This is a genomic window from Actinomadura luteofluorescens, assembly GCF_013409365.1.
GTDB classification, from domain to species: Bacteria; Actinomycetota; Actinomycetes; order Streptosporangiales; family Streptosporangiaceae; genus Spirillospora; species Spirillospora luteofluorescens.
The window spans coordinates 2,014,779-2,032,425 of sequence record NZ_JACCBA010000001.1; the positions used below are offsets into that span (position 1 = coordinate 2,014,779).

At 73.8% G+C, this 17,647-nt stretch carries 19 protein-coding genes; 9 read left to right on the plus strand and 10 right to left on the minus strand.

What is annotated here, in order from left to right:
- Positions 1 to 115 precede the first annotated feature (115 nt).
- A complete protein-coding gene (locus tag BJY14_RS09150; RefSeq protein WP_179278875.1) occupies positions 116 to 292 on the plus strand; it encodes a hypothetical protein in 177 nt (58 codons plus the stop codon).
- On the opposite strand, the gene BJY14_RS09155 is transcribed toward BJY14_RS09150, so the two are convergent.
- Positions 282 to 1,271, minus strand: coding sequence for a DMT family transporter (locus BJY14_RS09155; protein WP_179843214.1), 990 nt, complete (start codon positions 1,269 to 1,271; stop codon positions 282 to 284). The two genes, BJY14_RS09150 and BJY14_RS09155, sit on opposite strands and share 11 nt — an antisense overlap.
- On the opposite strand from BJY14_RS09155, the gene BJY14_RS09160 reads away from it, so the two are divergent.
- Complete coding sequence (locus BJY14_RS09160) at positions 1,270 to 2,661, plus strand: aminotransferase-like domain-containing protein (protein WP_179843215.1); 1,392 nt, start codon at positions 1,270 to 1,272, stop codon at positions 2,659 to 2,661. The genes BJY14_RS09155 and BJY14_RS09160 overlap by 2 nt on opposite strands.
- Positions 2,662 to 2,695: 34 nt before the next feature.
- Here the strand turns inward: BJY14_RS09160 and BJY14_RS09165 are convergent, their stop codons facing one another.
- Positions 2,696 to 3,049 (minus strand): VOC family protein, encoded by a 354-nt coding sequence (locus tag BJY14_RS09165; RefSeq protein WP_179843216.1) that lies wholly within the window; start codon positions 3,047 to 3,049, stop codon positions 2,696 to 2,698.
- Positions 3,046 to 3,294 carry a hypothetical protein gene (locus BJY14_RS09170; protein WP_179843217.1) on the minus strand — a complete coding sequence of 83 codons (249 nt, stop codon included), beginning with the start codon at positions 3,292 to 3,294 and terminating at the stop codon, positions 3,046 to 3,048. Before BJY14_RS09170 ends, BJY14_RS09165 begins: the two co-directional genes overlap by 4 nt.
- 106 nt (positions 3,295 to 3,400) lie before the next feature.
- On the opposite strand from BJY14_RS09170, the gene BJY14_RS09175 reads away from it, so the two are divergent.
- The 4 genes from BJY14_RS09175 to BJY14_RS09190 are packed head-to-tail and all read left to right on the plus strand — an operon-like array spanning position 3,401 to position 7,206.
- Positions 3,401 to 3,994, plus strand: coding sequence for a CGNR zinc finger domain-containing protein (locus BJY14_RS09175; RefSeq protein ID WP_246395856.1), 594 nt, complete (start codon positions 3,401 to 3,403; stop codon positions 3,992 to 3,994).
- Positions 3,995 to 4,046: 52 nt separating this feature from the next.
- Positions 4,047 to 4,607 (plus strand): GNAT family N-acetyltransferase, encoded by a 561-nt coding sequence (locus BJY14_RS09180; protein WP_179843218.1) that lies wholly within the window; start codon positions 4,047 to 4,049, stop codon positions 4,605 to 4,607.
- A 48-nt stretch (positions 4,608 to 4,655) separates the two neighbouring features.
- Positions 4,656 to 6,305, plus strand: a complete 1,650-nt coding sequence (locus BJY14_RS09185) for an MFS transporter (RefSeq protein ID WP_312879084.1) — start codon at positions 4,656 to 4,658, stop codon at positions 6,303 to 6,305.
- A gap of 34 nt (positions 6,306 to 6,339) precedes the next feature.
- A complete protein-coding gene (locus tag BJY14_RS09190; protein WP_179849260.1) occupies positions 6,340 to 7,206 on the plus strand; it encodes a 1,4-dihydroxy-2-naphthoate polyprenyltransferase in 867 nt (288 codons plus the stop codon).
- Here BJY14_RS09190 and BJY14_RS09195 read toward each other — a convergent pair.
- Both BJY14_RS09195 and BJY14_RS09200 read right to left on the minus strand, forming a co-directional pair.
- Complete coding sequence (locus BJY14_RS09195) at positions 7,170 to 8,201, minus strand: hypothetical protein (protein ID WP_179843219.1); 1,032 nt, start codon at positions 8,199 to 8,201, stop codon at positions 7,170 to 7,172. The genes BJY14_RS09190 and BJY14_RS09195 overlap by 37 nt on opposite strands.
- A 300-nt stretch (positions 8,202 to 8,501) precedes the next feature.
- Entirely contained in the window at positions 8,502 to 9,176 is a 675-nt protein-coding gene (locus BJY14_RS09200) for a uracil-DNA glycosylase (RefSeq protein WP_179843220.1), read from the minus strand.
- A gap of 113 nt (positions 9,177 to 9,289) precedes the next feature.
- Between BJY14_RS09200 and modA the strand changes: the two genes are divergently transcribed.
- Both modA and ftsH read left to right on the plus strand, forming a co-directional pair.
- A complete protein-coding gene (gene modA, locus BJY14_RS09205) occupies positions 9,290 to 10,069 on the plus strand; it encodes a molybdate ABC transporter substrate-binding protein (protein WP_179843221.1) in 780 nt (259 codons plus the stop codon).
- A 114-nt stretch (positions 10,070 to 10,183) separates the two neighbouring features.
- On the plus strand, positions 10,184 to 12,247 hold the full coding sequence (gene ftsH / locus BJY14_RS09210) for an ATP-dependent zinc metalloprotease FtsH (RefSeq protein WP_312879085.1): 2,064 nt from the start codon (positions 10,184 to 10,186) through the stop codon (positions 12,245 to 12,247).
- A gap of 187 nt (positions 12,248 to 12,434) precedes the next feature.
- Here the strand turns inward: ftsH and BJY14_RS09215 are convergent, their stop codons facing one another.
- Positions 12,435 to 13,274 (minus strand): SCO6745 family protein, encoded by an 840-nt coding sequence (locus tag BJY14_RS09215; RefSeq protein ID WP_179843223.1) that lies wholly within the window; start codon positions 13,272 to 13,274, stop codon positions 12,435 to 12,437.
- A 101-nt stretch (positions 13,275 to 13,375) separates the two neighbouring features.
- On the opposite strand from BJY14_RS09215, the gene BJY14_RS09220 reads away from it, so the two are divergent.
- Positions 13,376 to 14,254, plus strand: a complete 879-nt coding sequence (locus BJY14_RS09220) for a sigma-70 family RNA polymerase sigma factor (RefSeq protein ID WP_179843224.1) — start codon at positions 13,376 to 13,378, stop codon at positions 14,252 to 14,254.
- Here the strand turns inward: BJY14_RS09220 and BJY14_RS09225 are convergent.
- The 4 genes from BJY14_RS09225 to BJY14_RS09240 all read right to left on the minus strand — a co-directional run bounded on the left by BJY14_RS09225 (position 14,242) and on the right by BJY14_RS09240 (position 17,586).
- On the minus strand, positions 14,242 to 14,781 hold the full coding sequence (locus tag BJY14_RS09225) for a transglutaminase-like domain-containing protein (RefSeq protein WP_179849261.1): 540 nt from the start codon (positions 14,779 to 14,781) through the stop codon (positions 14,242 to 14,244). The two genes, BJY14_RS09220 and BJY14_RS09225, sit on opposite strands and share 13 nt — an antisense overlap.
- On the minus strand, positions 14,781 to 15,518 hold the full coding sequence (gene dapB, locus BJY14_RS09230) for a 4-hydroxy-tetrahydrodipicolinate reductase (protein WP_179843225.1): 738 nt from the start codon (positions 15,516 to 15,518) through the stop codon (positions 14,781 to 14,783). The genes BJY14_RS09225 and dapB overlap by 1 nt, the downstream gene beginning before the upstream one ends.
- A gap of 36 nt (positions 15,519 to 15,554) precedes the next feature.
- On the minus strand, positions 15,555 to 16,178 hold the full coding sequence (locus BJY14_RS09235; protein WP_179843226.1) for an FMN-dependent NADH-azoreductase: 624 nt from the start codon (positions 16,176 to 16,178) through the stop codon (positions 15,555 to 15,557).
- A 91-nt stretch (positions 16,179 to 16,269) separates the two neighbouring features.
- Positions 16,270 to 17,586 (minus strand): M16 family metallopeptidase, encoded by a 1,317-nt coding sequence (locus BJY14_RS09240; RefSeq protein ID WP_179843227.1) that lies wholly within the window; start codon positions 17,584 to 17,586, stop codon positions 16,270 to 16,272.
- Between the last annotated feature and the right edge of the window lie 61 nt (positions 17,587 to 17,647).

Sequence of the window (17,647 nt, forward strand, 5' to 3'; positions counted from 1 at the left end):
GGCGGTTGACAAGAGGGGAACCTTGTATGCACGAGGCGGCTCGTGGTGTCGGCCCGTTGGTCTCGATGGGGAGCCGCCCGGTCCTTACCGTCCACACGGATGGAGGTCAACCGGCATGCGAGTCCCACCGAGGCAGGGTGAGCCCCGCCCCCTGATCAGCACGCGGGCCCTCGTGATCGTCCTCGTGGCGATCGGCGCCGCCGCGCTCGCCGCCGCCGCACCGGATCTGGCGATCCCGATCGGGGTCGGCGTGGCGGTCATCACGCTCCTGGCCCAGATCGTCAAGGACTGATCCCACCGCGTCGCGCACGCCCGGCGGGCACGCCGGCCGCACGGACCTGCGCGACGTCGGGCAGGGTGCGCCGGATGCGGGCGCGCTGGGTGACGGCCACGCAGACCAGCACGGCCACGGCGGCCAGCGCGGTCGTGGCGTCGATCCGTTCGCCGAGGAGGACGCCCGACCAGAGCAGCGTGAGCATGGGCTGGGTGAGCTGGACCTGGCTGGCGCGGGCGATCCCGGCCCGCGCCAGGCCCTCGTACCAGGCGAAGAAGCCGAGGTAGGCGGAGAAGACGGACACATAGCCGAAGCCGAGCACGGCGTGGGCCGTCCAGACGGGGTGGGTGGTGGCCAGCAGCCACCCGGTGACCGGGACGGTGACGGGGGCGGCCAGGACGAGCGCCCAGGAGATGACGCGCCAGCCCGGCATGTCGCGGGCCAGGCGCGCACCCTCGGCGTAGCCGGCCGCGCAGGTGAGCAGGGCGGTGAACAGCAGCAGGTCGGCGGGCGTCACGTGGCCCGCACCGCGGACGAGGGCGAAGGCGGTGACGCAGGCCGCGCCGGCCGCGCTCGCGAGCCAGAAGGCGCGGGAGGGCCGCTCCCCCGCGCGCAGGACCCCGAGGACGGCGGTGGCGGCGGGCAGCAGCCCGACGACGACGGCCGAATGGGCGGAGGAGGCGCCGTGGTCGAGCGCGAGCGTGGAGAACAGCGGGAAGCCGAAGACCACTCCGGCGACGACGACCGCGAGGCTCGCCCACTGCCCGCGGCGCGGCGGGCGCGCTCGCACCGATAGCAGTGCGACGGCGGCGAGGACGCTCGCGGCGGCGGAGCGGCCGATGCCGATCACGTACGGGTCGAGCCCTTCGAGCCCGAAGACCGTGGTCGGGATGGTGAGCGAGAAGGTCAGGACGCCGAGTGCCGCGAGCCCCAGGCCCGCCCGGGAGGTGGTGGCCGCTATCCGCCGGGGGGCAGTAGCGCTATCTTTTGTTCTCATGAAAGACGATAGCAGTGTGGCGACGCTGGCCGGCAGGCTGCGCGCGGAGGTCCGCCGGATGAGCCCCGGCGAGCGCCTCCCGTCGAGCCGCGCGCTGGTCGAGCGGCACCGGGTCAGCCCGGTCACCGTGTCGCGGGCGCTCGGACTGCTGGCCGCCGAGGGCCTGGTGGTGACGCGCCCGGGCAGCGGGGCGTTCGCCGCGCCGAGGGCCCGGGCCGCCGCGGAACCGGCCGACTTCGGCTGGCAGGCGGTGACGCTCGGCGACCGGTCCGTGGACCCGTCGGGGATCTCGTGGCTGCTCACCCCGGCGCCGGACGGCGTGGTCCCGCTCAGCGGCGGCTACCTGCACCCGTCGCTCCAGCCGGTTCGGTCGCTCGCGACGGCGGCGGCGCGGGCGGCCCGGCGCCCGGACGCGTGGGAGATGCCGCGGCTCGGCGGCGTGCCCGAACTGCGCGCCTGGTTCGCCCGCACGATCGGCGGCGGCGTCTCCCCCGCCGACGTGCTGATCACGAACGGCGGCCAGCAGGCGCTGACGACCGTGCTGCGGGCCCTGCTCCCACCGGGCGCCCCGGTACTGGTCGAGTCGCCGACGTACCTGGGCGCCCTGGCGGTGGCGCGGGCGAGCGGGCTGCACCCGGTGCCCGTCCCGGTGGACGCGGACGGCGTCCGTCCCGACCTGCTCGCCGAGGCGTTCGCGATCAGCGGTGCGCGCGTGTTCTACACCCAGCCCGCCTTCCACAACCCGACCGGCACGGTGCTGGGGCCCGAGCGGCGCGAGCGGGTGCTGGACGTCGCGCGCGCGGCGGGCGCGTTCGTCGTGGAGGACGACGTCGCCCGGCACCTCGGCATCGACGCGCCCCCGCCGCCGCTGATCGCGCAGGACGCCGACGGCCGGGTCGTGCACGTCGCCTCCATCACCAAGGCGACCGCGCCCAGCATGCGGGTGGCCGCGGTGGTCGCCCGGGGGCCGGTCGCCGAGCGGATCCGCGCGACGCAGCTCGTCGAGGAGTTCTTCCCCGCCAGGCCGCTGCAGGAGACGCTGCTGGAAATGGTCAGCTCGCCGGGGTGGCCGCGCCACCTCCGGGCCGTCCGGGCCGCCCTGCGCTCGCGCCGGGACGCGCTCCTCACGGCGCTCGCCTGCGACCTGCCGGAGCTGCGGCCGAACCGTCCGGCGGGCGGTTTCCACCTGTGGGTCCGGCTGCCGGACGGCGTGGACGACACCGCGCTGGCCGAGGCCGCGCTGCGCGCGGGCGTCCTGGTCAGCGCGGGACGGCCGTTCTTCCCCGCCGAAGCCCCCGCCCCCCACCTGCGGATCAGCTACGGGACGGCGGCCTCGGAGGCGGAGCTGGCCGAGGGCGTGCGCCGCCTCGCCTCGGTTCTGCGGTCTTAGGGCTCGGTTCTGCGGTCTTAGGGCCGTCCCGCGGTCATGGGGCGGTGCAGAAGCAGAACTCGTTGCCCTCGGGGTCGTGCCAGACCTGGAACGGATGCGCCGGGTTCCCCATGGGCCCGGCGGCCGGGGTCGCGCCGAGGCGCTCCGCCCGCTCGCCGGCGGGGCGGATGTCCGGGACGTCCAGGTCCAGGTGCAGCCGGTTCTTGATCTTCTTGCCCTCGGGGACGCGCTGGAACGACAGGATCGGCCCGCCCGCCCCGAGCGGCTCCAGGTCGAGCCAGTCGTCGCTGCGCGCCGTGGTCTTCATGCCGAGCAGGCCGCCCCAGAAGGCCGCCATGGCGCCCAGGTCGGCACAGTCGATGACGAGGTTGCCCACCTTGGGGTTCATCGCACGACCTCCGCCGGGCGGGCGGGGCGCGCCGCGGCGCGGGCGCAGTACGGGGCGGGAGGCGTGGGCCGCACCAGCCCGCCGACCCGGTCGCGGACCCAGGCCCGTTTCCGGGCGGAGCGCTTCTGCGCCCGCGCACGGGCGGTGAGCCTCGCCTCGACGATGTCGGCGTGCAGGCGGGCGTACTCGCGTTCGGCCCAGGCATGGCGCTGCGCGAGCACCGCGAAGTACGGCAGCTCGTTCATGGTCGTCCTCCCGATCGTTGACACCACCTAAACCGTAATGCCGGTGTCATGGGTCACGCAACCAGTGAACGCTTTATGCCGGTGTTGACGCTTGGTAGAGTTCCCCATGGACGAGCAGGAGGGCGCGATGACCGGCACCGGCACGGGCGAGGACCCGGCGGCCGCGGTCGACCCGGCCCTGCTCCTGGCGGACTTCGTCAACACGCTCGACGTCGAGTCCGCGAGCGACGAGATCGCCACGCCCGCCGGACTCGCCGGATGGCTCGCCGGACGGGGGCTCGTTCCCTCCGGGGCCGCGGCCGTCGACTCCGACGTCCGCACCGCCGTCGCCCTGCGCGAAGGGCTCCGCGAGGCCATGGAAGCCCACCACGGGGCCCAGGAGGCCGACATCCCAGACGATCTGGAGGACGTGCTGGCCGCCCTGCCGCTGCGCGTCACCCTGACCGGTCCGCGTCCCGCGCTCGTCCCGCTCGACCCGCCGGGCGCCACCGCCGCCGGCCTGGCCCGGATCGCCGCCGCCGTCATGGACTCGGTCGCCGCCGGCACCTGGCCGCGCCTGAAGACCTGCCAGGTCGACACCTGCCGCTGGGCGTTCCTGGACACCTCCAAGAACCGCTCGCGCTCCTGGTGCTCGATGAAGGTCTGCGGCAACCGCGCCAAGACGCGCGCCTACCGGGCACGGCGGCGCGCCCCCGCGTAGCCGGCCCTCGCTAGGGTGGGCCGGTATCCCGGCGAGAGGACGTGAGCACGGCATGGCGGATGTGGGGGTGCGGCCCGCGCGGCGCGCGGACGCGGCCGCCGTCGCCGGCATCCAGGTGCGGGCCTGGCGGCACGGGTACCGCGACCTGCTGCCGGCGGACGTCCTGAGCCAGGTGACCGGCGACGCCGCGGTGGAGGTGTGGCGCGACAAGTGGGCGGAGGCGGCGACCGCGCCGCCGAGCCCGCGGCACCGGCTGCTGGTCGCGGTGGCGTCCGACCTCGTCGTGGGCTTCGCCGCGCACGCCCCGGCCGAGGACCCGGGCCTCGACCCGTCCGGCACCGCCGAACTGATCACCCTGCTGGTCGACCCCCTGCACACGCGCGCCGGGCACGGCAGCCGGCTGCTCGCCGCCACCGTGGACCTGCTCCGCGACGACGGCTTCACCACCCTGATCTCATGGGTGTTCGAAGGCGACGAGGTGACGCGGTCGTTCCTCGGCTCGGCCGGGTGGGCGCCCGACGGGACGGCCCGGACGCTCGACATGGGCGAGCCCGTCCGGCAGATCCGGCTGCACACCGACATCAGCGCCGCGCCGGACGAGACCGGCTCCTAGCGAGGGGTCGGTGAGGCGCACGGGCGATCCGGCCATATCTTGGAGGTCGTGCCCGAGTCCGCTTTCCTGACGCCGCCCCGTGCCTCCGCACCGGCGCCCTCCGGCCGGCATCGCCGGCTGGGCCTGGTCGTGATGAGCCTCGGCGTCTCGCTGGTCGTGGTGGACGCCACCATCGTGGGCGTGCTGCTGCCCCGGATCGTCTCCGACCTGGGCCTGTCGACATCGGGCGCGGAGTGGGCGACCTCGGTGTACTCGCTGGTGTTCGCCGCGCTGCTCATCCCGTTCGGGCGGGCGGGCGACCTGGTCGGGCGCCGCCGGATGTTCGTGCTCGGGGTCTCGGTGTTCGCGGCGGCGAGCCTCGCCGCCGCACTGGCCCCCGGCGGCGCGGCCCTGATCGGCGCGCGGGCACTGCAGGGCGTCGGCGCCTCGATGCTCATGCCGGCGACGCTGTCCACGGTGAACGCGGTGTTCACCGGTCGGGACCGCGCCGTCGCCTTCGGCGTCTGGGGCTCGATGATCAGCGGCATGGCGGCGCTCGGGCCGCTCGCGGGCGGAGCCCTGGCCACCGGCGGCGGCTGGCGGTGGGCGTTCGGGGTCAACCTGCCGCTCGGCGCCGCCCTGATCGCCGGAGCCCTGCGGTACATGCCCGAGACGCGCGCGCCCGCGCCGGGCGGCGTGCGGCGCGGGATCGACTGGGCGGGCGGCGCGCTGGCCGCCCTCGGCCTCGGCGCGCTCGTGTGGGGGATCATCGAGGGGCAGACGTACGGCTGGTGGGCCGCGACGCGCCCGTTCACCGTCGGCGCGTTGCGCTGGCCAGAGACCGCCCTGTCCCCCGTCCCCGCGGTCCTGGCGATCGGCGCCGTGCTGATCGCGGCGCTGGTCGTGGTCGAGCGGTCCCGGGCGGCGGCGGGACGGCCCGTGATGCTCGACCTCGCGCTGTTCCGCGTCCCCAACTTCCGGCGCGGCAACCTGACCTCCGCGCTGATCAACGTCGGCGAGCTCGGGCTGCTGTTCGTCCTGCCGCTGTTCCTGCTGGGCGTGCACGGCACGAACCCGCTGCAGATCAGCCTGGCGATCCTGCCGCTGGCCGTCGGAGCGTTCGTGTCCGGCGGATGCGCGGGCAGGCTCGCCGACAGGCGCGGCCCCCACCGGATCGTGCAGATCGGCCTGGTGCTGGAGGTCGCCGCGGTCCTCGGGCTGGCGCTCACCGTCTCCGCGACCACGGGCGGGCTCGGGCTCGCGCCGTGGATGCTGCTGTACGGGCTGGGCCTCGGGCTGACGTCGGCGCAGCTGGCGAACGTCTCGCTCGCGGACGTCCCGCCCGCGCAGTCGGGCCAGGCGTCCGGAACCCAGTCGACGGCCCGGCAGGTCGGCGCGGCCCTCGGCATCGCCGCGATCGGGACGGTGTTCGCGACGAGCCTCGGGCACGCGATGACCGACCGGCTGGCGGGCTCGGCGCTGAGCCCGGAGCGCCGGGCGGCCCTCGCCCACGACCTGCGGCACAGCGCCGGGACCTCCGGACGTGATCTGCACGACACGCCCGGGCTGGCCGCCGAGGCGCACGCCGCGGACGCCAGCCTCGCCGTCGCGACCAGGAACGCGGCCCTGACCACCGCGGCGATCCTCGCCCTCGGGCTCGGGCCCGCGCTGCGCCTGCGCCCGAGCACTGATCTTCATCGGGAAGAATCGAAGCGCTAGTCCCCCTGTCGTCCCACGAGAACAAGCGGTGACTGTGGCCACGCTCTCCCAATGGGTCGCCGGATCCCGGCCCCGCACCCTGCCCGCGTCCCTCGTTCCCGTCGTCGTCGGCACCGGCGTCGCCGTGGGCGAGGGCGACCCCGTCTGGTGGCGCGGCGTCCTCGCCGCCGTCGTCGCTCTCGTGCTGCAGATCGGGGTGAACTACTCCAACGACTACAGCGACGGCATCCGCGGCACCGACGAGGACCGCGTCGGCCCGCTGCGGCTCGTCGGATCGAAGGCCGCCCCGCCCAAGCAGGTGCTGGCCGCCGCGCTCGGCTGCTTCCTCGTCGCCGCCGTGGCCGGGCTCGTCCTGGCCGCCGTGACGACGTGGTGGCTGCTGCTCGTCGGCGCGTTCGCGATCCTCGCCGCCTGGTTCTACACGGGCGGCAAGACGCCGTACGGGTACCGCGCGCTGGGCGAGGTCTCGGTGTTCGTCTTCTTCGGCCTCGTCGCCGTCGTCGGGACGACCTACGTCCAGATCGAAGAGCTGCCGTGGGAGGCCTGGGCGGCGGCGGTCCCGATCGGGCTGCTGGCGTGCGGGATGCTCGTCGCCAACAACCTGCGCGACATCCCCACCGACCGGGAGTCGGGCAAGCGGACCCTCGCCGTCCTGCTGGGCGACCGCTGGACCCGGATCCTGTACGCGGCGTGCACCGCGCTGCCGTTCATGTTCGCCCTGGCCCTGGCGGCCCCGCACCCGTGGGCGCTGCTCGCGCTTCTCGCGGCGCCGCTGTCGCTGCCGCCGACGCAGAAGGTGCTGAACGGCGCGGCCGGCCCCGCCCTGATCCCGGTGCTCGGCGAGACCGGCCGGCTGCAGATCGCCTACGGCGTGCTGCTGGCGGTCGGCCTGGCGCTCTGACCCTCGGCCAGAGCGCTCCGGCTCTCGGCCAGCAGGACCGCGCCCGTCAGGCCGGTGACGAGCCCGGCGAGCACCCCGGCGAGGGCGACCAGGCCCGTGGCGGACGCGGCGTCCGGCGCCAGGAAGCCCGGCCGGCCGAGCACCACGAGCAGCCCGTAGAGGGACGCCGCGAACATGGTGCCGGACCCGGCCCAGGCGACGGCGAGCGGCACCGCGAACCGGCCCGGGCGCGCCGCGCGCCGGACGATCAGCACGAGCGCGGCCGCGGCGGCGACCGCCAGCAGTCCCTCCACACCGTCGGCCAGCTGCTGGGCCAGATTCCGGTCGGCGGCCTCGCGGCCGTGGAGGCCCGCCGTCCCTCCGAACGCCCAGTAGAGCTGCGCGGCGGCGAACACCGCGGCCGGGACCGCCGCACCGCGTGCCAGGAGCACCTGGAGCGCATGGGTCGGGCCCTTGGGGACGCTCCTGGTGCGGATCTCGAACGTCCGCGGCCACCGGTCGCGCGCGTACAGGACGAACGCCGTCAGCAGCCCGATGCCCTGCACGGTGAAGCCCGCGTAGACGACCCCGTACACCCAGCCCTGGAGCGCGTTGCCGTCGCCCGTGAGCGGCTCGGACGAGAAGAGCGTCTGCAGGAGCGTCCCGAGTGGCACGGCGAGGACGATCGGCGCGAGCAGGCCCACCGCGACCCAGATCGGCGCCAGCACCAGCCATGCCGGGATCCGGCGGCCCCAGCGGAAGGTGAACGCCGCCGCCACCAGCACGGCCGCCGCGTCCATGCCCAGGGTGATCGCGTTGCCCACGTACAGCGCGGAGCCCTCGGCCGCGGCGGGGTCGTTCCAGCCGGCCGTGCTGCCCGCGAGCCACGCGATCTTGATGGTGAGGTAGGGGACGCACGCGGCGATCGTCACCGCGCAGACGGCCAGGCGGGCGCGCCCGGGGCCGCCGCGGGCAGCGAGCGTCGTCACGGCGGGCCGGTGAACTGAAACGGTCATGGACCGACGATCCACCGGGCCGCCCGCCTCGCGCCTCCCGCCGCGGAGGGAGAGCGGCCGCACCGCTCCCCCGCGGGGGTGAGGCTGTGTTTCCACGTCCCGGCCCACTTCGCTCGCCTGGCGGCTGTGTTTGCACAGTCCCGGCCCACTTCGCTCGCCTGGCGGCTCGCTACGTGACCGTGCCTGGGCGAACGCGGCATCGCTTCGCGATCTGCCCGGTTCCGCTCGCCTCCGGCTTCGCTGCACCGGCCAGGTCACGCGTTCGCGCGCGTGGCCGAGGGCTTTTCGAGACGGGGACTACTAGGCCCAGTCGATCTCGGCGCGGCCGGCGTCGACGAGGGCCTTGTTGACGGCGCTGAACGGGCGCGTCCCGAAGAACTTCTTCGCGCTGAGCGGGCTCGGGTGCGCCGACTCGATCACGGTGTGCTGGGGACCGGTGACCAGGCGGGCCTTCTTGCGGGCGTAGGCGCCCCAGAGGACGAAAACAACGCGCTCGCTCTTGTCGTTCAGCGCGCGGATCGCGGCGTCGGTGAAGTCCTCCCAGCCCTTGCCCGCGTGCGAGCCCGCCTCGCCGCCCCGGACGGTCAGCACCGCGTTCAGCAGCAGGACGCCCTGGTCGGCCCAGCGGGTCAGGTCGCCGGACACCGGCGCGGGGACGTCGAGATCGGCCGCCAGTTCCTTGTAGATGTTGCGCAGCGACGGCGGAAGCCGGACGCCCTCGCGCACGCTGAAGCTCAACCCGTGCGCCTGGCCGGGGCCGTGGTAGGGATCCTGGCCGAGGATCAGGACGCGGGCGCCGTCGAACGGGCAGTGCCGGAACGCGTTGAAAAGGTCCTCGCGCGGCGGGTAGACGGTCTGCGCGTCGTACTCCCCCGCGACGAACGCGCCCAGCGCGGCGGTGCCGATCGGGTCGAGCAGCGGGTCGAGCCGCTCCCGCCAGTCGCCGGGCAGCAGTTCCATCAGGTCGAGGGACATCGTCGGGCCTCCGAGAAACGTGATCTCCAGTTGCCCGGAACACTAGTGCGAGCCTCTGACACGCCAGGGCCGAATCCAGGGACTCCGACCCCCCCAACCCTAGGATGAGACAAATGCCCGATTCCCCCCATCGGCGGCGCCTTCGCGCGTCCGCGCTGCTCGCGGCGCTCGTCCTGCCCGCCCTCGGCGCGGGCTGCGGCGGCCCCTCCGGGCCGGTGACGCTCACCGTCCTCGCGACCTCCTCGATGACGGAGGTGCTCGGCGAGATCGGTGAGGCCTACCACCAGCAGAACCCGGACGTCAGGCTGCGCTTCGCGTTCGGCGGGACGCCGGAGATCGCCGACCGCGTCGCCGAGCACGAACCCGCCGACGTCCTGGTGACGGCCGACGGCCCCAGCATGGACGAGGCAGCCGAGTACCTGGGCGGGCGCCGCCGCGTCATCGCCCGCGACACCCTCACGATCGCGGTCGGGCCGGGCAACCCCCGCCGGATCCGGGACCTGCGAGACCTGGCGCGGCCGGGCCTGCGGGTGGTCGTCGGCGCCGGCACGGTCCCGGTCGGCCGCTACACCCGCCAGGTCCTCGCCAAGGCGGGCGTGACCGTCCGGTGGAGCAGCGAGGAGATCGGCGCACGGGCCGTCCTGGACCGGGTCCGCGCAGGCGAGGCCGACGCGGGCATCGTCTTCGTCACCGACCTGAACTCGGCCGGGATCGCGGCGAGCAGCGTGCCCATCCCGGCGGCCCAGAACGTCACCGCGTCCTTCCCCGCCGCGGTCGTCCGCGACAGCGGCCACGAGGACGCCGCGAACGCGTTCGTGGCGTGGCTGGTCACGCCCGACGCTCAGCGGCTGTTCAACAAGTACGGCTTCGTCACACCATCCGCTCCCCAGTGACCCTCGGGGAACGGATGAGAGCCGACTTCCGTTTACCTCCCCGGAGCCCCCCAGGGCTCGGGAACACCTGATCGCCCCGGCCTCCGGGGCGCGTTGTACGGGGAGATGCGACACGTGCCGGACCAGCGACCCGCGCCACAGCCCGACGGGACACCGAACGGGACGCCGCCGCACGCCGGCGCGCAGCGCTCCGGCACGGCCGAGCCCGGCCGACGCCAGTCCGTGCCGCCCCGCAGCGACCCGGACCAGCCCTGGCGCGCCGAAGGCGTCCCCGACCGGCGGGAGAAGCGGCCGCGCGGCCTGCGCGCGGGCGGCTGGAAGCCGAACCGGAACAACGCGGTCTTCTGGGCGCTGCTGCTGGCCGTCTTCGGGCTGAGCTACGTCTCCATGCACCTCACCGGCCAGAAGGAGCGGGTGACGGTCCCCTACACGGCGTTCACCCAGCAGGTCGCCGCCGGGAACGTGAAGGACGTCTACACCAAGGGCTACCAGATCCAGGGCCAGCTGAAGAGCAAGCGGCCGGTGCCGGGGCACGCGGAGAAGACCTACTCCTCGTTCGAGACGCTGCGCCCCGCGTTCGCCGACGACAAGATCTACACCGAGATGGTGGCCAAGGGCGTCGAGGTCGAGGCCAAGCCGGTCAACGAGGACCGCGGCCTGCTCGCCAACCTGCTGCTGTCGCTGCTGCCGACCCTGCTGTTCGTCGGACTGTGGATCGGCGTGATGGTGTGGCTGCAGCGTCGCATGTCCGGCGGGGGCGGCCTCATGGGCGGCTTCAACCGCTCCCCCAAGCCCGTGGCCGCGGACGACAAGCGCGCCACGTTCGCCGACGTCGCCGGCATCGACGAGGTCGAGGCGGAGCTCAGCGAGATCGTCGACTTCCTCAAGGACCCCGGCAAGTACCGCCGGATGGGCGCCCGCGTCCCCCGCGGCGTGCTGCTGACCGGCGCGCCCGGCACCGGCAAGACGCTGCTCGCCCGCGCCGTCGCGGGCGAGGCCGACGTCCCGTTCTACTCCGCGGCCGCGTCGGAGTTCATCGAGATGGTCGTCGGCGTCGGCGCCGCCCGCGTCCGCGAACTGTTCACCGAGGCCCGCAAGACCGCCCCCTCGATCATCTTCATCGACGAGATCGACACCATCGGGCGGGCGCGCGGCGGCGGCGCCAGCATGGGCGGCCACGACGAGCGCGAGCAGACCCTCAACCAGATCCTCACCGAGATGGACGGCTTCTCCGGCTCGGAGGGCGTCGTCGTCATCGCGGCGACGAACCGTCCCGACATCCTGGACCCGGCCCTGATGCGCCCCGGCCGGTTCGACCGGCAGGTCGCGGTGTCCCCGCCCGACCTGGACGGGCGCGTCGCGATCCTCGGCGTCCACACCCGCGACGTCCCCCTCGCCGCCGACGCCGACATCCTCTCGGTGGCGAGGATGACGCCCGGGATGACCGGCGCCGAGCTCGCCAACCTGGTCAACGAGGCCGCCCTGCTCGCCGTCAAGCGCGAGAAGGACGCCGTGGACATGGACGACTTCCAGACCGCCCTGGAGAAGGTGCAGCTCGGCACCCGGCGCTCCCTGGTCATGCCGTTCGAGGAGCGCCGCCGAACGTCGTACCACGAGTCCGGGCACGGCCTGCTCGGCATGCTCCAGCCGGGCGCCGACCCCGTCCGCAAGATCACGATCGTGCCGCACGGCCGCGCGCTCGGCGTCACCGTCTCCACCCCCGACGACGACCGCTACGCCTACGACGAGCGCTACCTGCGCGGCCGTATCATCGGCGCGCTCGGCGGCATGGCCGCCGAGGAACTGGTCTTCGGCGTGATCACCACCGGCTCGGAGAGCGACCTGGAGCAGGTCACCAAGATCGCCCGCGGGATGGTGGGCCGCTGGGGCATGTCCCAGAAGATCGGCCCCCTGTCGATCCTCCCGGCGGACGGATCGGACCCGATGGGCCAGTACGCCGCCCAGGGCACCCTGGACGCCGTCGACCTGGAGGCCCGCCGGATCGTCGACGAGTGCTACGCCGAGGCCCTGGAGACCCTCCGCACCCACCGCGACAAGCTGGACTCCCTCGCCGCCGCCCTCCTGGAGGCCGAGACCCTCGACGAGTCCGCCGCATACGCCGCCGCCGGCGTGGACCGCACCATCCGCGAGGTGGACCTCTCCAAATCCCACCGCTGACCCGCCCCTTCACCCGTGTCACCCCAAGGTGTTCACCGGCCGATACCGCGTCCGGCGACTACCTGGAGGCGGTGAGCTGGGAGTTCGGTGAGGCGGTCAAACTGCCGGAGCCGTTCGGCCTGGAGATCACCACCGACGAGTGGGAGCCCTGGCAGCGCGGACAGGGCTGAGGGGCGTCTGCTCGCTCTTAGGCGGGTCTGGGAAGGCCTATGGGGTTGGGGAACGGCATCTCGCTCGCCAGGGCCCTGGTGGCCGGTAGGAGCGACTCGTAGAGCATGCGGGGGTCGGCCAGGACGGCGTAGGGGGCTGCCGCCAGTTCGTCGGTGCGCTGCTCGATCCGCGCTTTCAGAGCGCGTCCGGCTTCTGTCGCCTCTGTCTCGGCGACGAGGCCGCGTCGGGCGAGGGCTTCGGCTGCCTCCGCCCACTCCTCGGGCGACCAGCCGCGGCTTTCATGGAAACGATCCGGGGGCACCACGCCCAGGGCGGACACCAGGACGTTCGCTTCCAAGCCGCTCAGGCCCTCGGCGGTGAGAAGGGCGACGTGCCCGTCCCCGCGGTGCTCGCGCAAGGACGTGGTCGCCTGCCAGAGGGCTTCCACCGGGTCCTCTGGAACGGGCAGATCACGGTTGGCGGCGAACAAGGGGCGGCCGGAGCCGTCCGCCGCCGTCACGACCTCTTGCAAGAGCGGCGCCGCCTCTGCCGCAACGTCCTCGATGCCGGGAAAGACCCTGCGAAGGGCACGCCCTGCCGCGTCGCTCCGGGCGGCGAGGATGCTCTCGGGGGACGCGAAGTCCCACGCGTCCGGGATCGCCCGCCGTACGCGGGCCGGGTGGAAGCCGAAGAAGGTCGCCTCGATCGTCCCTGCGGAGACCCGGCCGAGCGGGGCCCCGCGACTCCCGAAGTAGCCCATCCAGAAGCCCTTGAGACCGACGTCCTTGTTGGCCGTCCGGCATTCCTCGGCGAAATACGTCACCGCGTGCAGCGGCTCTATGACCTTCCACATGTCCCGCGCGAAAGTCGCATCCACCTGCCGAACGCTAGGCCTGCCCCAGTTCCCGCACAACCCCGGTCACATTCGGCTCGCGGCGTCCGTCAGTGTGGTGACCTAGGGGCACAGAGGGGGACGTGATGGACGAGCGCGAGTTCCTGGCCGAGCGGTTCGAAGGGCACCGCACGCATCTGAAGGCCGTCGCCTACCGGATGCTGGGCTCGCTCGCGGAGGCCGACGACGCCGTCCAGGAGGCCTGGCTCAAGCTGAGCCGCTCCAACGCGGGCGACATCGAGAACCTGGGCGGCTGGCTGACGACCGTCGTCGGACGGGTGTGCCTGGACATGCTGCGCTCGCGCACGTCCCGCCGCGAGGACCCGCTGGAGGAGCGCCTGCCCGACCCGGTCGTCAGCTCCTCCGCCTCCGACCCCGAGTACGAGGCGCTGGTGGCCGACTCGGTCGGGCTCGCGCTGCTGGTGGTCCTGCAGTCCCTCACCCCGGCCGAGCGGCTGGCGTTCGTCCTGCACGACACGTTCGGGGTGCCGTTCGAGGACATCGCGCCCATCGTGGGGCGGTCCCCGGCCGCCGCCCGCCAGCTGGCCAGCCGCGCCCGCCGCCGGGTGCGCGGGACGGCCCCGGACCCCGAACGCGACCCGGCCCGCCAGCGCGCGGTGGTCGACGCCTTCAACGCCGCGGCCAACAACGGCGACTTCGAAGCCCTCGTCGCCGTCCTCGACCCGGACGTGGTGCTGCGCGCCGACGTCGGCGCCGTCCCCGGCGGCTGGACGCAGGTCGTCGGCGCCGAGAACGTCGCCGGGCAGGCCATCAGCTTCCGCAGGACGACCCCGGGCCAGATCATGCACGCCCTGGTCAACGGGACCGCCGGCATCGTCTGGTTCGAGGGCGGGCGCCCGCAGTCCGTCCTGGCCTTCACGGTCGTGGGCGACAGGGTCACCGCGATCGACATCCTCGCCGACCCCGGCCGCCTCGCCGCCCTCGACCTCGTCTACCCCGGCTGACCCAGGGCGGTGGGAAGGGCCGCGACGCTGAGGGCCGTCATGCCCTTCAGAGCGTTGAGGACCGTAGGGTGCGGGGCCGCGTGGACCGTCGGGAGGATCGGGTCGTCCGGATAGGCCAGGGCGTCGGCGGACGCCGAGAAGCGCACGCCGGGGTCGCGGGGGTCGAGGCGAACCCACAGGTCGTCGACGAGAGCGGCGGCCAGGCCATGGACGAAGCCGGGGCGCTGCTGGTAGCACAGGCCCGCCTGGATTCCGCCCGCGCGCAGCAGCGCGACGTAGGCGTGGGACTGGGCGAAGCACAGGCCCGTGCGCTGTTCGAGGACGTCGGAGGCCCGCCACGGGACGCGGGTGTCGCCCGTGTCCATGGAGTGCGGGATCTGGTCGCGGACGTAGTCGAACGCCGCCCGGGCGTAGGCGATGTCGTCGCCGGTGCGCAGCTCCGAGGCGATCGCCTGGACGAGCGGGTGCTCGATGTCGATCGCCTCGGACGCGGCGAGGTAGTCCCAGGGTTCGGCGTCGAAGTCCATCACAGGCCGAGGAGCGCCTCGATGCCGACCGTGAGGCGGTCGAGCTCGGGGACCCTGCGGACGGCCAGCAGGACCCCGGGCATGAACGACTCGCGGTTCATCGAGTCGTGCCGGATGGTGAACAGCTCGCCGTGTCCGCCGAGGACCACCTCCTGGTGGGCGACGGCGCCGGACATGCGGACGGCGTGCACGCGGACGCCGTCCACGTCGGCGCCGCGGGCGCCCTCGACCCCGGAGGTGGTGGCATCCGGGGACGGGGCGACGCCCGCCTCGGCGCGGGCGGCGGCGACCAGTTCGGCGGTGCGGTAGGCGGTGCCGGACGGGGCGTCCGCCTTGTTCGGGTGGTGCGTCTCGACGATCTCGACGGACTCGAAGAACGGGGCCGCCTTCTGCGCGAAGTGCATCATCAGCACGGCGCCGATCCCGAAGTTCGGGGCGATCACCACGTTCCCGGACGACTCCTCGGTCAGCCAGGAGCGGACCGAGTCGAGCCGGGACGGGTCGAAGCCCGTGGTGCCGACGACGGCGTGCAGGCCGCGCTCGACGCACCACCGGAGGTTGTCCATGACGACGCCGGGGTGGGTGAAGTCGACGACGACCTCGGCGGCGGTCAGCGCGTCGAGCGGGTCGCCCTGGTCGACCGCGGCCACCAGCTCCATGTCGTCGGCGCCCTCCACGGCGCGGCACACCTCGGCGCCCATCCGGCCCTGCGCGCCCAGCACCCCGACCTTTGTCACGTGTTCCTCCTGGTTGGCGTCGCCCCGAGCCTATCGTCAGAAGCGCTTGCCGAGCTCGCGCGCCTCGGCGTGCGCGGAGCGGCGCCCGGTCTCGGCGTCGGCGGTGGCGAGGTTCGGGCGGAACTCGGCGGTGCTGATGTCGGTGACCCCCGTCCAGCGCAGCCAGCCCTCGAGGAACGGGGCCTGGTGGTCGCGGCCGAACGCGGGCCCGCGGCCCTCCCCGTAGACGGCGCTGGTGTAGACGACGGCCGCCTTCTTGCCCTCCAGCAGGCCGCTGTAGCCCTTCTCGGGGTCGAAGCGGAACACCCAGCCGGGCTGCGAGACGACGTCGATGAACTGCTTGAGGATGTAGGGGACGCTGGAGTTCCACATCGGGACGCTGAACAGGTAGCGATCGTAGGAGTCGTAGCGCTCGAAGACCTCCCGGGCGGCCCTCCACGCGGCGGCCTCCTCGCCGGACGGCGCGTCGCCCGCGAGCACGGTCATCTTGGCGTTGGCCCCGGCGGGACCGAAGGCGGGAAGGCCGGCCTCCCACAGGTCGAGGTGGTCGACGGCGTCGCCGTGGGTCTCGCGGTAGGCGTCCAGGAACGCTCCGGCCAGGGCCAGCGACTCGGACGCGGCGCCTCGCGGGGATGCGGAGATGTGCAGCAGACGGGACATGAGGGTCCTCTCACCTGAAAATACGGACCAAGGTCCGCTTACTCCTTCGGAGATTAGCGGACCCTGGTCCGTTTAACAAGTCAGCGGATCCTCAGGCTCCGAACTCGCGGTCCCCCACCGGGCCGATCACGGTGAGGGCCTGCGGGCCCGCCAGCACGTCGCGGGCGATGGCGCGGACGTCGTCGGGCGTGACGGCCTCGATGCGCGCCAGGACCTCGTCCACGGGCAGCAGCGACTCGTAGACCAGCTCGCTCTTGCCGATGCGGCTCATCCGGGAGCCGGTGTCCTCCAGGCCGAGGACCATGGCGCCGCGCAGCTGGCCCTTGCCGCGTTCCAGTTCCTCGTCGTCCAGGCCCTCGGCGGCCTTGGCCAGCTCGTCCCGGCAGATCGACAGGACCTCCTCGGCCTTGGCCGGCTGGCAGCCCGCGTAGACGCCGAAGACGCCGGAGTCGGCGTACTGGGCCGTGTAGCTGTAGACGGAGTACGCCAGGCCGCGCTTCTCGCGGATCTCCTGGAAGAGGCGGGACGACATGCCGCCGCCGAGCGCCGCGTTCAGCACGCCGAGCGCGAACCGGCGCTCGTCGGTGCGGGACGTGCCGGCGCCGCCGAGGATGATGTGCGCCTGCTCGGTGTCCTTGTCGATCACCACGCTGCGCGGGTCCAGGGGGACGGGCACGCCGTCCAGCCGCGGCGCGGCGGGCGCGGCGTCGCCGTGCAGGTGCTCGGCGAACGCCTCAGACACCAGCCGGACCACCTCGTCGTGGTCGATGTTGCCCGCCACCGACACCACCAGGTTGGACGGGACGTAGTGCTCCCGGTAGTAGCCGTGGATCCGGTCCCGGGACAGCGCGTTGATCGACTCCTCGGTGCCGAGGATGGGACGCCCGAGCGGGGTGTCGCCGTACAGCGCCGTGGAGAACTCGTCGTGGATCAGGTCGCCCGGGTCGTCGTCGCGCATGTGGATCTCTTCGAGGATCACGCCGCGCTCGGCCTCGACGTCCTCGGGCCGGTTCACCGACCCCGCCACCATGTCGGAGACCACGTCCACCGCGAGGGGCAGGTCGGAGTCCAGGACCCGCGCGTAGTAGCAGGTGTACTCCTTGGCGGTGAACGCGTTGAGGTCGCCGCCGACCGCGTCGACCGCCGCGGAGATCTCCAGCGCCGACCGCCGCCGGGTGCCCTTGAACAGCACGTGCTCCAGGTAGTGGCTGGCGCCGGCGTCGGCGGGGGCCTCGTCGCGGGAGCCGACCGCCGCCCAGATGCCGAACGCCGCGGAGCGCACGGTCGGCATCGTCTCGGTGATGATCCGCAGCCCGCCGGGCAGGACGGTGCGGCGGACCGCGCCGGCGCCGTCGGTGTGGATCGTGGTGGTGGTGCCGGGCTCCTGCGCCCTCGCCGGCAGGGTCACGTGTCGCTCACATTCGGTCGGGGGAAAGCGACCGGCCGGCCGGTCCGCAGCCTGGAGCGCT

What these genes read in the sequence shown, in the direction of transcription:
- BJY14_RS09150 (WP_179278875.1), top strand. Translation starts at nt 116, where the DNA reads ATGCGAGTCCCACCGAGGCAGGGTGAGCCCCGCCCCCTGATCAGCACG.
- BJY14_RS09160 (WP_179843215.1), top strand. Translation starts at nt 1,270, where the DNA reads ATGAAAGACGATAGCAGTGTGGCGACGCTGGCCGGCAGGCTGCGCGCG.
- BJY14_RS09155 (WP_179843214.1), bottom strand. Translation starts at nt 1,271, where the DNA reads ATGAGAACAAAAGATAGCGCTACTGCCCCCCGGCGGATAGCGGCCACC.
- BJY14_RS09165 (WP_179843216.1), bottom strand. Translation starts at nt 3,049, where the DNA reads ATGAACCCCAAGGTGGGCAACCTCGTCATCGACTGTGCCGACCTGGGC.
- BJY14_RS09170 (WP_179843217.1), bottom strand. Translation starts at nt 3,294, where the DNA reads ATGAACGAGCTGCCGTACTTCGCGGTGCTCGCGCAGCGCCATGCCTGG.
- BJY14_RS09175 (WP_246395856.1), top strand. Translation starts at nt 3,401, where the DNA reads ATGGACGAGCAGGAGGGCGCGATGACCGGCACCGGCACGGGCGAGGAC.
- BJY14_RS09180 (WP_179843218.1), top strand. Translation starts at nt 4,047, where the DNA reads ATGGCGGATGTGGGGGTGCGGCCCGCGCGGCGCGCGGACGCGGCCGCC.
- BJY14_RS09195 (WP_179843219.1), bottom strand. Translation starts at nt 8,201, where the DNA reads ATGACCGTTTCAGTTCACCGGCCCGCCGTGACGACGCTCGCTGCCCGC.
- BJY14_RS09200 (WP_179843220.1), bottom strand. Translation starts at nt 9,176, where the DNA reads ATGTCCCTCGACCTGATGGAACTGCTGCCCGGCGACTGGCGGGAGCGG.
- modA (WP_179843221.1), top strand. Translation starts at nt 9,290, where the DNA reads ATGCCCGATTCCCCCCATCGGCGGCGCCTTCGCGCGTCCGCGCTGCTC.
- BJY14_RS09220 (WP_179843224.1), top strand. Translation starts at nt 13,376, where the DNA reads ATGGACGAGCGCGAGTTCCTGGCCGAGCGGTTCGAAGGGCACCGCACG.
- BJY14_RS09225 (WP_179849261.1), bottom strand. Translation starts at nt 14,781, where the DNA reads ATGGACTTCGACGCCGAACCCTGGGACTACCTCGCCGCGTCCGAGGCG.
- BJY14_RS09235 (WP_179843226.1), bottom strand. Translation starts at nt 16,178, where the DNA reads ATGTCCCGTCTGCTGCACATCTCCGCATCCCCGCGAGGCGCCGCGTCC.